15 protein-coding genes are annotated in these 12831 nt (G+C 34.4%); 14 read left to right on the forward strand and 1 reads right to left on the reverse strand.

Translation table 11 applies throughout. The features are described 5' to 3' along the window. Window positions 1-225 precede the first annotated feature (225 nt). From ACH6CY_RS00005 to ACH6CY_RS00025, 5 genes are all read left to right on the forward strand, one after another. The gene (locus tag ACH6CY_RS00005) at window positions 226-1497 is read left to right on the forward strand and encodes a tetratricopeptide repeat protein (RefSeq protein ID WP_374065139.1); all 1272 of its coding nucleotides are present in this window, start codon (window positions 226-228) and stop codon (window positions 1495-1497) included. Between the two features lie 76 nt (window positions 1498-1573). Continuing rightward, window positions 1574-2128, forward strand: a complete 555-nt coding sequence (locus ACH6CY_RS00010) for a ReoY family proteolytic degradation factor (RefSeq protein WP_374065140.1) — start codon at window positions 1574-1576, stop codon at window positions 2126-2128. Between the two features lie 67 nt (window positions 2129-2195). Further along, complete coding sequence (gene lhaT, locus ACH6CY_RS00015) at window positions 2196-2786, forward strand: lipoprotein heptaprenylglyceryl N-acetyltransferase LhaT (protein WP_374065483.1); 591 nt, start codon at window positions 2196-2198, stop codon at window positions 2784-2786. Between the two features lie 61 nt (window positions 2787-2847). Continuing rightward, entirely contained in the window at window positions 2848-3606 is a 759-nt protein-coding gene (locus ACH6CY_RS00020) for a sporulation protein YpjB (RefSeq protein ID WP_374065141.1), read from the forward strand. A gap of 72 nt (window positions 3607-3678) precedes the next feature. Next, complete coding sequence (locus tag ACH6CY_RS00025; protein ID WP_374065142.1) at window positions 3679-4359, forward strand: zinc metallopeptidase; 681 nt, start codon at window positions 3679-3681, stop codon at window positions 4357-4359. A gap of 229 nt (window positions 4360-4588) precedes the next feature. Here the strand turns inward: ACH6CY_RS00025 and ACH6CY_RS00030 are convergent, their stop codons facing one another. Beyond that, on the reverse strand, window positions 4589-5464 hold the full coding sequence (locus ACH6CY_RS00030) for a YitT family protein (RefSeq protein WP_374065143.1): 876 nt from the start codon (window positions 5462-5464) through the stop codon (window positions 4589-4591). 190 nt (window positions 5465-5654) lie between these two features. On the opposite strand from ACH6CY_RS00030, the gene ACH6CY_RS00035 reads away from it, so the two are divergent. From ACH6CY_RS00035 to panD, 9 genes are read left to right on the forward strand one after another with little or no spacing between them, the layout of a single operon-like run. Beyond that, entirely contained in the window at window positions 5655-6020 is a 366-nt protein-coding gene (locus tag ACH6CY_RS00035; RefSeq protein ID WP_374065144.1) for a nucleotide pyrophosphohydrolase, read from the forward strand. Next, window positions 6013-6813, forward strand: a complete 801-nt coding sequence (gene dapB, locus ACH6CY_RS00040) for a 4-hydroxy-tetrahydrodipicolinate reductase (protein ID WP_374065145.1) — start codon at window positions 6013-6015, stop codon at window positions 6811-6813. The genes ACH6CY_RS00035 and dapB overlap by 8 nt, the downstream gene beginning before the upstream one ends. Window positions 6814-6855: 42 nt before the next feature. Continuing rightward, window positions 6856-7275: a methylglyoxal synthase gene (gene mgsA, locus ACH6CY_RS00045; RefSeq protein ID WP_374065146.1), complete on the forward strand. Its 420-nt coding sequence runs from the start codon at window positions 6856-6858 to the stop codon at window positions 7273-7275. A gap of 1 nt (window position 7276) precedes the next feature. Further along, window positions 7277-8395 (forward strand): N-acetyl-alpha-D-glucosaminyl L-malate synthase BshA, encoded by a 1119-nt coding sequence (bshA, locus tag ACH6CY_RS00050; RefSeq protein WP_374065147.1) that lies wholly within the window; start codon window positions 7277-7279, stop codon window positions 8393-8395. A gap of 10 nt (window positions 8396-8405) precedes the next feature. Next, entirely contained in the window at window positions 8406-9608 is a 1203-nt protein-coding gene (locus ACH6CY_RS00055; RefSeq protein WP_374065148.1) for a CCA tRNA nucleotidyltransferase, read from the forward strand. Further along, window positions 9584-10558, forward strand: a complete 975-nt coding sequence (locus ACH6CY_RS00060; RefSeq protein WP_374065149.1) for a biotin--[acetyl-CoA-carboxylase] ligase — start codon at window positions 9584-9586, stop codon at window positions 10556-10558. The genes ACH6CY_RS00055 and ACH6CY_RS00060 overlap by 25 nt, the downstream gene beginning before the upstream one ends. Before the next feature lie 16 nt (window positions 10559-10574). Next, the gene (gene panB / locus ACH6CY_RS00065; protein WP_374065150.1) at window positions 10575-11414 is read left to right on the forward strand and encodes a 3-methyl-2-oxobutanoate hydroxymethyltransferase; all 840 of its coding nucleotides are present in this window, start codon (window positions 10575-10577) and stop codon (window positions 11412-11414) included. Beyond that, window positions 11414-12286, forward strand: a complete 873-nt coding sequence (gene panC / locus ACH6CY_RS00070) for a pantoate--beta-alanine ligase (RefSeq protein ID WP_374065151.1) — start codon at window positions 11414-11416, stop codon at window positions 12284-12286. The genes panB and panC overlap by 1 nt, the downstream gene beginning before the upstream one ends. Before the next feature lie 11 nt (window positions 12287-12297). Then, complete coding sequence (gene panD / locus ACH6CY_RS00075; RefSeq protein ID WP_374065152.1) at window positions 12298-12681, forward strand: aspartate 1-decarboxylase; 384 nt, start codon at window positions 12298-12300, stop codon at window positions 12679-12681. Window positions 12682-12831: the final 150 nt, after the last annotated feature.

The following is a 12831-nucleotide window of genomic DNA, read 5'->3' on the forward strand; positions in this document are numbered from 1 at the left end:
ACATTATTCCTCGTCTTTGATAGATATTCAAATAAAAACTATATCATCACTTAGAACATGAATTTAAAAATGACGTTTGTGAGTTTTTTTACTCACAAACGTCATTTATTGTACAACCGTTTTTTCATTAAATCATTTATTAAAATTGAAGTATGAAAAAAAGTTAGATATGATAGAAATATTATATTAATTAGTGGAATGTATCTGGAAAGGATGTTTGAGTAGATGGAAGAAATATCTGTTGCTGTTACATTGATGGAACAAAAGAAAACAGAAGAAGCAATTGCCGTATTAGAGAATTACTTACCACTTGCTAACGAAGAAGAAAAGTATACAATTGCAGCATTATATCAACAATGGGGAATGTTAGAAGAAGCAAAAATGATACTGTTAGGATTGGTACAGCAATATCCAGAAGAATCAGAATTAAAATTAATGCTTGCTGATATCCATATTGATTTAGAAGAAGATCAAGAAGCGATTGAATTATTAAATCGTTTTAATTCCACGGATGAAGATTATTTAGCGGTACTTGTTCAACTTGCTGACTTATATCAAACACAGGGATTATTTGAAGTAGCAGAACAGAAATTATTAGAAGCCAAGCAATTAGATCCATCTGAAGTATTAATTGATTTTGCTTTAGGTGAATTGTCTTTATCAAACGGTGAATATCAAAAAGCTATACCGTATTATGAAAAAGTCTACCTACAACAAGAAGTGTATGCAGATGTTGAAATTCCTGTTCGGTTAGGTGAATGCTTAGCGGCAGTTGGTGAATTTGAACAAGCATTAGCATACTATGAAAAAGTTGAAACAGACAATGTGGAAGTATTGTTCCGCTATGGATTTATAGCTAAAAAAGCTGACCGCTCTGATATTGCAATTCAATCATGGGAACGAGTAATCGACATTGATCCCGATTATCAATCCGTTTACTTCTATTTAGCTGAAACATATAATGAAGAAGGAAGATTAAAGCAAGCTTATGAAACAGCTAAAAACGGTTTAGTAGTCGACGAACTAAATAAAGAATTGTTTTTGTTAGCTGGTTCATTAGCTAGAAAAGTTGGTCATACAGAAGAAGGCTATCAATTAGCCAAAGAAGCAGTTAGTATCGATCCGGGTTATAAAGAAGCAGTTCTATTCTTAGTTGAAAATTACAAACAAGATCAAAAATTTGAGTCAATAATTGATTTGCTAACACATATTATAGAACTAGGTGAGGAAGATGGTTATTACCGTTGGGAACTAGCTAAAGCGTATGAAGAAGAAGAATCATATGAACAAGCATTAGCATCTTATCAAGAAGCATATACTACATTTAAAGACGATCAAGACTTTTTGAAAGCGTATGGTTATTTCCTTGTAGAAGAAGGGAGGCAACGTGAAGCAATTGATGTATTAGATAGATATCTAATGATAGACCCTAGTGATATTGAATTAGAAGAATATGTTGGACGATTAAAAGAAACTGTCGACGATAAAATTATTTAGTGGAATACATTTATCGTGGGTTTACATGCTACCTCTTGTGTATTGCTTTCCTGTCGTTCGTTTAGGAGGGAACAATTTGAATACGTCTGTTTCGGTGCAAGATAAAAAAACATTTATTAAATGGTTTTTGCAACATTATCAATTAAAAAAGAGAGAAAGTGTTTGGATTTTAAATTATTTAACGAATCATGAAGCACTACTTGCTCAAGTTCATTTCATTCGTGAGGCTAGATATTGCCCACGAGGCATTGTCATATCTACACATTGCTCTAATGATGTTCCTTTTCGCTTTTATAAAAATCATATCGTCACAACCGACGCAGAAAAGTCTTTTCATGATATACGATTAAATCGAAGTGACCCAATCTATATTCAATTATGTTTTGAAAATGCACACCAAAACGTAAATTATGTCGCCGTTTTAGAAGATAATCCATATTTACCAGATGATTTTTTTATTACAAAGCAAGAAAAAAAATTAGCAAAAGATGTCTTGGAATACACTTTGTATGAAGCACAAAAAAAGTATTTGCGTAAAAAAATCAATCAGGCTTTAGACATGAAGGATGAGGATTTATTTAAGCAATATGCTCACCAATTAGAGAAACTAACATATCCTACAGAGGATTAAATACAGGCGATAGAGGATCCCTGCGATGTCAATATAGGGGATCCTTATTGTGAGTGGAGAGAATGAAATGATTGTAAACATTAAACAACTACTGCAAGATAGAACTTTTTTAATTTTATTATTTATTGTGAATTTGGCTGGAACGATATATGGTTATATATGGTACGAAAGTCAATTATCTGTTACACCGACCAAGTTTTTACTTTTTGTTCCCGATAGTCCTACCGCTAGCTTGTTTTTTACTGTTTTTTTAGCTTTCTATATTTTTGGTCGTCATGTCCCATATATTGAGTCACTCGCAATGGTAACGTTGTTTAAATATGGGACATGGGCAGTAGTGATGAACGTTTTACTATGGTTAATTGATGGAACGCTTTCTTGGCAGGGGTATATGTTGATTGCTTCACATGGAGCGATGGCGATTCAAGGCTTATTGTACGCTCCTTTTTATCGAATTAAAATGAGACACTTAGTTATAGCTTCTATTTGGACGTTACATAATGATGTAATTGATTATGTGTTTGAGATGATGCCGCATTATGGATCATTAAACATGTATATGGATCAGATTGGTTATTTCACTTTTTGGTTAAGCATCACTGCAATAGGTCTGACCTATTTTTTAAGTGTAAGAAAAAACACTTCTTTAAATTACTAGTTATAAGCTTGTCCTCTTTCTCATACATTTATTAGAGAACTGATGAGAGAAGGGGAGCTCTATGGATAGGAACGTAATTAGTAAACTGTATCATTTAATTATTATTACCATAATTATTGTGATTGGATTTGGATTTGTTCATTTTAATGTATTAAATGCAGTGGAGAGTTCTTCAGTTTCTTATTCCTATGAACGATATGTATCTGAAAAAAGATATGATCATGCAAAGCGTCGGTTGCAAAACCATGCTAGTGAGATACAAGAGCTTATGCAATCAATGGATTCAGAGAAACAGACAGCATTAAACGAATTGATTCGCCATAATTTGGAAATTGTAAGTCGTGATGATATTACACATCAATATAAATTAAATCATGCAAGATCATTAGTTATTGCTGTAGACGCAATAAAGCAGTCTGAACAACCACTATGGTTAAAAAGTAAACAAGCTTTAGACAAAAGCCTTGAAGCTGTTTTAGAATCAGGTGATTTTTCACAACAAAAGATAAATCATTTACTTACACATTGGGAGATGATAAGACCAGCTCTTCAGATTAGTTTAGATACTAATGATTTTTTGGAGCTAGATCGTTTATTTTCAAACTTAGGTAAAGAAACATTAAATATAAAAGAAGATACGGAAAGTGTATTTAAGTATTCACAATTAATTGGTATTGATTCTCCAACTGTGCAAAGCGACCCCCTCTCCTTTTATTGGATAATTTTGATGGTAGGTGGAATAATAATTGTTACATTGTCATACGTTGCTTGGAAAAAATATAAAGGGGAAAAAAAACGTAAGCAAAAACAACCATATTAGTTGACGAAAGCGTTGTTTTTGACTAAAATTGACCTTAAGTAAAGAAAGTAAGTTATTTATGGAGGTATGGAGATGGGGTTAGGTTCTTACCTAATTTATATTGCGTTATTAATGATTATTCCATTATGGGCGCAATCTAAAGTGAAAAGCACGTATAAAAAGTTTGCAAAAAAAGCAACATCATCATTGATGACTGGTGCACAAGTTGCTAGACAAATTTTAGATGATAATGGGTTATATCACGTAACAATTGAAGAAACTAGAGGGACATTGTCTGACCATTATGATCCTCGTAAGAAAGTGGTTCGACTTTCTCGTGATAATTACTATGGTCATTCAATGGCAGCATCAGCAATTGCAGCACACGAAGTTGGACATGCTATTCAAGATGAACAGGCCTATTCATTTTTGCGTTTTCGACACGCTTTGTTTCCAGTTGCAAGCTTAGGAGATAAAATGTCAATTTTCTTGATCATAGCTGGATTTATTCTTGATCAAAGTGGTTTAATTTTGGGAGGTATCGCATTTATGGGATTTGCAGTGTTATTCCAATTAGTTACCTTACCTGTAGAATTCGATGCTTCTAACCGAGCTATGGCGCAATTAGTATCATCTGGTGTGATTAAAAACAATGAAGAACGTGATACGAAGAAAGTTCTAAATGCAGCAGCACTAACTTATGTGGCAGCAGCAATGGTAGCTGTAGCTGAATTAATTCGATTTATTTTGATGTTTGTTCTAAGCGATGATTAATTACCTTACTACGGAGCTCACTCTAAATGAGCTCCGTTTCTAATTGCTTTAGCTAGCTTAAATGATGCTTCTTTAAGTGAGAACTAAAATTTACTGCATTTAGATCTAACGACTAACGATTAGTACGATTTTCTTTCTTTATATATGATACAACCTTTACTCTTTTTGGCCTTTTGTTTCCTTCATTTCCTCTGGTTCTCGTTCAACTGGTGCCTTGGGTTTTTGTTCTTTAATCAGAATAAGGTTTTTTATTTTCATCTAATGTAAAGCCTTCGCCAAGTACGTCATGCACTGCTGTTACAGCTACAAATGCATGCGGATCAATTTGATGAATAATCGCTTTCAAGCGAACAATTTCATTTCGCCCTACCACACAAAATAGCACTTCCTTATTCTCTCCAGAAAAACGTCCTTTTCCCTGTAATACGGTAACACCACGATCCATTTCTTTTAAAATTTTCTCAGATATCTCGTGACTTGCGTTTGATATGATTGTTGTCCCTTTTGCGGAATATGCGCCCTCTTGCATAAAATCAATCACACGAGCTGCTAAATATACTGCAACTAATGTGTACATCCCTTCAACTAATTCAAGATACGTTAGTATGGAAGTAGCAATAACAACCGCATCAAATAAAAACATTGTTTTTCCCATACTCCAACCAGCATATTTGAAAACAATACGTGCAATAATATCAACACCGCCAGTTGTGCCACCGTATCGAAAAATTATTCCTAATCCAACGCCAATAGTAACCCCTGCATATAAAGCTACTAATGTCATGTCTGATTCTAAATGTAGTTGATACGGATTTATCTGAAATAAATATAAAAATATCGAAACAGAGACTGTTCCTATAATGGTATAAAGAAATGTATTTCTCCCCAAAAGTTTCCACCCCAAAAGAAAGGTAGGGATGTTCAATATAATATTTAATATTGCTGGATCCCATTCCCATAGGAAATAAAACAGAAGTGTGATTCCAGTAAAACCACCTTCCCCTAAATTGTGTTGCATATTAAAATGAACAATACCGAAAGAAAAAATAGCTGCTCCTAATAAAATAAAAAAAATATTTTTGATTTTAAGTCCAAATACATTCATTGATACTACCACCCTCCAATAAACAAACGTCGATACTATTATAGTCAATCTATTGTTTAGAAACAATGCAATCGGAGGTTAAAAATAGTTCTTAAAAATAAATAGCTTAAAAATTTGTCAAATGCAGTAGTTTTCGCTAACATAAAAGTACGTTAATTATCCATTACTGTTTGATAAAAGGAGTAAATACATGCACGACAATGATAAGAATACGCACAATGATGTACAAGCAATGCAACAAAGAGTAGATAATTATATTTCTCAATTTAAAGAAGGATACTTTAACCCGCTTAGTATGCTTGCTCGGTTTACTGAAGAGATTGGGGAATTAGCTAGAGAAATTAACCATACATACGGTGAGAAACCAAAGAAATCAAATGAAGAAGAGAATACAATTGAAGCAGAGCTTGGAGATTTGTTCTTTGTCATGCTATCTTTCGCAAATTCATTAGACATTGATTTAGCTGAAGCATTTAATCAGTCAATGACAAAAATTGAAACGAGAGATAAAGACAGATGGACAAAAAAAGAACAGGAGTGTGGAAAGAATGACTAATATTAAAGTGATTGTGGCTGGACCAAGAGGGAAGATGGGTAGCGAAGCACTAAGAATGATTGACAAGCATGATGATCTTACATTGGTTGCTTGTTTAGATATGGAGAATGATGGGCTAAAGGTAAATCAGATTCCTGGACTACCTGACTTTGATGCTACAATATATACAGATATTGATACATGCTTTCAAGCAGTTGAAGCAGACGTCTTAATTGATTTAACGACACCAGAAGTTGGCTATCACCATACAAAGGCAGCAATTGAATATGGTATTCGGCCAGTTGTTGGTACAACAGGTTTTACAAAAAAACAATTGAATGAATTGACAGATCTCGCTGAAGAAAAACAGATTGGTGCAGTGATTGCACCGAACTTTGCAATTGGCGCAGTATTGATGATGGAATTTTCGAAATGGGCAGCAAAGTATTTCCCCGATGTCGAGATTATTGAAAAACACCATGATCAAAAGCTTGATGCTCCTTCAGGTACAGCTGTTAAAACAGCAGAATTAATTCAGCAAGAAAGAATTAGTAAAGTACAAGGACATCCAAATGAAAAAGAAACGATTGAAGGGGCAAGAGGCGCAGATATTGATGGCATGCGTATACATAGTGTTCGTTTGCCTGGTTTAGTAGCACACCAGGAAGTGATTTTTGGTGGGCCAGGAGAAAACCTCACAATAAAGCATGATTCATTTCATAGAGAATCATTTATGTCAGGAATTAAGTTCTCCATTGATCATGTAATGAAGTTAGATGTTTTAGTATATGGACTTGAAAATCTGTTAGAATAATATATTTTATCCAAAAATTAGTAGTGGAGGAGGCGAATTGTTTTGAATATCGCACTTATTGCTCATGATAAGAAGAAAGAAGCTATTATCGAATTTGCGTTATCATATAAACATATTTTGAACAAACACCAACTGTTTGCTACAGGAACAACAGGTGAAAAGATAAGTGGCGCAACAGGTTTAGATATTTTTCGATTTCAATCTGGTCCATTAGGTGGAGATCAGCAAATTGGTGCGAAAATTGCTGAGAATAAAATGGATTTAGTTATCTTTTTTAGAGATCCATTAACCGCTCAACCACATGAACCAGATATAAGTGCTTTAATGCGTTTATGTGATGTGTATAAAATTCCATTAGTAACGAATCTAGCAGGTGCCGAAATTTTAATTAGAGGGCTGGATGCAGGATTTTTTGAATGGAGAACGTTAATCAACCGTGATAATAATGAAGGATGTACTTGAAATGAAAAAAATTGGTATTACTTGCTACCCCTCTGTTGGAGGATCAGGTATTGTTGCTACTGAATTGGGTAAATTCTTAGCTAAGCAAGGACATCAAATATATTTCATTACATCAAGTATGCCTTTTCGCTTAAACAGCATCTATCCAAACATCAATTTTCATGAAGTGGAAGTAAATCATTATCCTGTTTTTCAATACCCACCGTATGATTTAGCGCTAGCTAATAAAATGGCTGAAGTAATTGATACAGAAGAATTAGATATCTTACATGTACATTATGCAATCCCACATGCGATTTGTGCTATATTAGCGAAAGAAATGGCCAGTAGAGAAGTGAAGATTGTTACTACATTACATGGTACAGATATAACAGTATTAGGTATCGATAATAGCTTGAAAAAAATGATAAAATACGGGATAGAAAAATCGGATGCAGTAACAGCAGTATCGAATAGTCTTGTTAACCAAACAAATGAAATGTTAGCAGTTGAAAAAGAAATGCATGTTGTCTATAATTTTGTTGATACAGAAGAATACTATCGACGATCAAACCGTGATTTACGAGAGCACTATGGTATTCACCCGAATGAAAAAGTGATTATTCACATTTCTAACTTTAGAAAGGTGAAACGTATTCAAGATGTTATTTATGCCTTTCAGATCATCAATAGCCAAGTTCCTAGTAAGCTCTTGTTAATTGGTGATGGTCCTGAGTATTCGGAAATGTACCAACTCGTTAAAAAACTAGGATTAGAAGATTCGATATTGTTCCTGGGTAAACAAAACAATATTGCAGATTTATTGTCCATTTCAGATTTGAAATTGTTATTATCTGAAAAAGAAAGTTTTGGACTTGTGATGATTGAGGCAATGGCTTGTGGTGTGCCTTGTATTGGTACAAATGTTGGTGGGATACCGGAAGTGATTGAAGATGGAAAGAACGGTTATATTATAGAGATTGGTGAAATAGAAACGCTTGCAAATAAAGCAATATCTCTATTAACTAACGATGAAAAATGGAACAGCTTTTCTAAATATGCTGTAACGTATGTACAGCAACATTTTAGTGCAGAAGAAATTGTCAAACAGTATGAAACCATTTATCAAGAGCTATTGTAGGTGGAAATGAATGTGGGATTCTAAATTTAAAGAAGCACTCCCGATATTAGAAAGAATTGAATCATTTGGCTATCAAGCTTTTTTTGTTGGGGGGGCTGTTCGAAATCAACTATTAGCTATACCAATCACTGATGTTGATATAGCTACATCAGCGCCACCAACGGCTATACAGGAAATCTTTCCTAAAGTAATTCCGGTTGGGATAGAACATGGTACAGTCATTGTTAGACATAACCATGAATCTTTTGAAGTTACTACTTTTCGATTAGAAGGTACGTATTCAGATAAACGTCATCCAGATCGGGTAACATTCATAGCAGATTTAGATCTTGACTTGAGTAGAAGAGATTTTACAATGAATGCATTAGCAATGGATCGATTGGGAAGTGTGTACGACCCTTTTAATGGACAGAATGATATTCGTAACAAGATGATACGAACAGTCGGTAATCCAAATGATCGCTTTATGGAAGATCCATTACGGATCATTCGAGCGTTTCGTTTTGTTAGTCAATTGGGTTTTTTTATTGAAGAAGAGACTTTATCCGCCGTGCTATCATCTATTGAATGGATTGATTCGCTTGCGGTAGAGCGACTAGCAAATGAATTAGAAAAATTATTTAGAGGTGATTATTGTAGGGTTGCAATTCGTTTATGTTCGGAACTAAATTTGTGGAGACGTCTTCCGGTTTTTAATAAAATAGACGATGTTTCTTCGCTTTTAGCAAATATTAATTCTCCATTGGTTGGTTTGTATGAAGTATTTGCATACATAAAACTTAACAATCCTGCTGTCCAAATAAAAGAAATAGTTAGAGAATGGAAGCAGTCAAATCATACGTTTCATACAACAAAACAATTAGTTGAAAGTGTTGAATTATACATGAAAAGTGGGCTTACACCATGGCTTGTTTATCAATTACCGAGCGAACTGTATCATTCCTTTATACGTTTAGTGGAAGTCACTTTAGGTGAACAAATAAACGAGAATCAGCTACAACAAACAGAAAAAGAACTACCAATTAAAAATAAAAAGATGATTGATTTCTCCGGACATGATTTGATTAAGCTGTACCCAAATCGAGTAAAAGGTCCTTGGGTGCAAAGGTATCTAAATGAAATAGAGTCTGCTATTGTGACAAAAAAGTTAACCAATAATTATATTGAAATAAAGGAGTGGGTTCATACATGTCATCCACCCGAGAACGCATAATAGCATTGTTAGCAGCTAACAATGAGTCTTATGTATCAGGACAGGCTATCTCTGATCAGTTAAAGATATCAAGGACGGCCGTTTGGAAGCAAATGAAGGTGCTAAAACAAGACGGGTATCTGATAGAAGCTATACCTAATAAAGGTTATCGTATTATATCTACGCCAAATAAATTGAGTGAAAACACGTTACAGTGGGGTTTACAAACAAAATGGTTAGGGAAATCAATTAATTTTTATGATGAAATTGACTCGACACAGACAAAGGCTAATCACTTAGCTCAACAAGGTTGTAAACATGGCACAGTTGTTATAGCTAATAGTCAACAAGCAGGAAGAGGGCGCATGAACAGGGCTTGGCATTCAAACAATGAGGATGGTATATGGATGAGTATGGTCTTACGTCCTACCATTTTACCTGCACATGCACCACAGTTTACTTTGCTAACTGGCACAGTTTTAGTTGATATTCTTTCTGAAAAAACAGGTATACCTATAAAAATAAAATGGCCAAATGACCTTTTCGTTGGTGACAAAAAAGTAGCTGGCATTTTAACAGAGATGCAAGCGGAGCAAGATCAAATTCATTATCTTGTTATAGGGATTGGAATTAATGTGAATCAGTACACTAAACAATTACCTGCTGAGATCAGGACTAAAGCGACCTCTTTAAGAGAGGCGACTGGGAATTGGTTTTCTAAAATAGAATTAATTCAATCTATCTTGTATGCCTTTGAAACTGCGTATGAACGACATCAAGAGATAGGTTTTTCAGAAATAAAAAGAAACTGGGAAAAACGTGGATATAAAATGAATCAAAACGTTACTTATCACAGTGGAAATATACAAAGTGAAGGAATAATAAAAGGTATTAACGAAAATGGTGCCTTATTGATCGAGAGTAATGACAATGAAATAATTACTTTGTATTCTGCTGAAATCGATTGGTAGCTGGGAGGATATACAAATGAAAAACAGAATAACTTTACAAGAAATGAAAGAAAATAATGACAAAATCACCATGATTACAGCTTATGATTATCCTTCAGCTAAAGCGGCTGAAGAAGCTGACATAGATATGATTTTAGTTGGTGATTCTTTAGGGATGGTTGTACTCGGATATGATTCTACAGTTCAAGTTACGATGGATGATATGATTCATCACGGAAGAGCGGTAACTAGAGGGGCTTCGAATACTTTTGTAGTGGTAGATATGCCTTTTATGTCTTATCATATCTCAATAGAAGAATCGATGAAAAATGCAAGAAATCTTTTTCAATCAACAAACGCACAAGCATTGAAAGTAGAAGGGGCAACTCCAGAAATATTAACATTAATTTCTAAGTTAACTCAGGCTGGAATACCAGTTGTCGGACATATTGGTTTAACGCCTCAATCTGTTAATGTATTAGGTGGATTTCGTGTACAAGGAAAAGACAAGCAAAGTGTTGAGAGGCTAATTAAAGATGCAAAAGCATTAGAAGCTAGTGGAGCAATTAGTGTTGTATTAGAGTGTATACCAGAAGAAGTGGCAAGCCATATTACACATCAATTAAAAATACCGACGATTGGTATTGGTGCTGGATCAATCTGTGATGGGCAAGTACTTGTGTATCATGATATTTTACAATACGGCGTGCAACGTCTACCAAAATTCGTTAAAACATATAACGATTTGAACACTACAATTCCAAAGGCCATTCGTCAATATATCTCAGATGTGAAGCAAGTATCATTTCCTAATGAAACACAAAGCTACTTTCTATCAGAAGATCTGAAGCAATCATTACGGATGGGGGATTTCTAATGAAAGTGATTAGAACCATTCAAGAAATGCAAGAAATAGTTAAACAACTAAAACAGAATCAAAAAAAGGTTGGTTTTGTACCAACGATGGGTTATTTGCATGAAGGACATACAGCATTAATCGATCAAGCTAGAAACAACAATGATATTGTGATTATGAGTATTTTTGTTAATCCATTACAATTTGGTCCAAATGAAGATTTTGACAAGTACCCTAGAGATGAAATGCATGATAAACAAATAGCAGAAGACCATGGTGTTGATTATTTGTTTTTACCAACAGTAGATGAGATGTATCCAGACCAAATGGGGATAAGCATGACGGCAACAGATCGCGTCAATGTACTTTGTGGTAAATCAAGACCAGGACACTTTTCAGGTGTTATCACTGTATTAACTAAGCTATTTCATATTACTCAAGCGGATGATGTTTATTTTGGTAACAAAGATGCCCAACAAGTTGCTGTAGTAGACCAGCTGATTAGTAATTTGAATTTCCCAGTAACGCTACATATGATCCCTACTGTGCGAGAAAGCGATGGGTTAGCTAAGAGTAGTAGAAATGTTTATTTAAATGGAAAAGAGAGAAGTGAAGCAGTTTACCTTTATCACAGTTTATGTTTAGCACAACAGAAAATATTTGACGGTGAAAAAAATCCTGCTATTATAGTGAATGAAGTAAAAAAATACATTCAATCGAATACAAGTGGTACAATAGATTATGTAGAAATCCTTACTTTTCCAACCTTGCAGCCAATAGAAGAAATAAATCAACAATTTATTATTGCAGTTGCTGTTCAGTTTGATAAAGCAAGGTTAATTGATAATTTTATGATGTCTGCTGATGGTAAGATTGATCATATAGCATTATAGGAGGGGTTATTATGTACCGTACCATGATGCATGCAAAAATACATCGTGCCAAGGTAACAGAAGCGAATCTAAATTATGTAGGTAGCATTACAATTGATCAAGATATTATTGATCAAGTAGGTATTTTACCACATGAAAAAGTACAAATTGTGAATAACAATAACGGAGCCAGGTTGGAAACATATGTGATCCCTGGTGAACGGGGTAGTAAGGTAGTGTGCTTAAATGGTGCTGCTGCGAGACTCGTTCAGCTTAATGATATCATTATCATTGTTGCGTATGCTTCGCTATCTGACGAAGAATTAAAAAATTTCAAACCGAAAGTCGCTATTATGAATGAAGATAATGAAGTCGTACAAATGATAGAACAGGAAGCTCCATCAACAGTGATGTGATTGTAAAACTCTTATCAATAATTTATTTGGTAGGAGTTTTATTTATTCCGCACTTACGGATCATGCCCCACTACTTCAAACTGGGGAGTGATCTAATGAATTTAGGGACGGGATAAGCGGATTACAGACTAAGAGCTCCACATCGTGTGG

This window comes from Paraliobacillus sp. JSM ZJ581 (genome assembly GCF_044383835.1).
Taxonomy (GTDB): domain Bacteria; phylum Bacillota; class Bacilli; order Bacillales; family Amphibacillaceae; genus Paraliobacillus.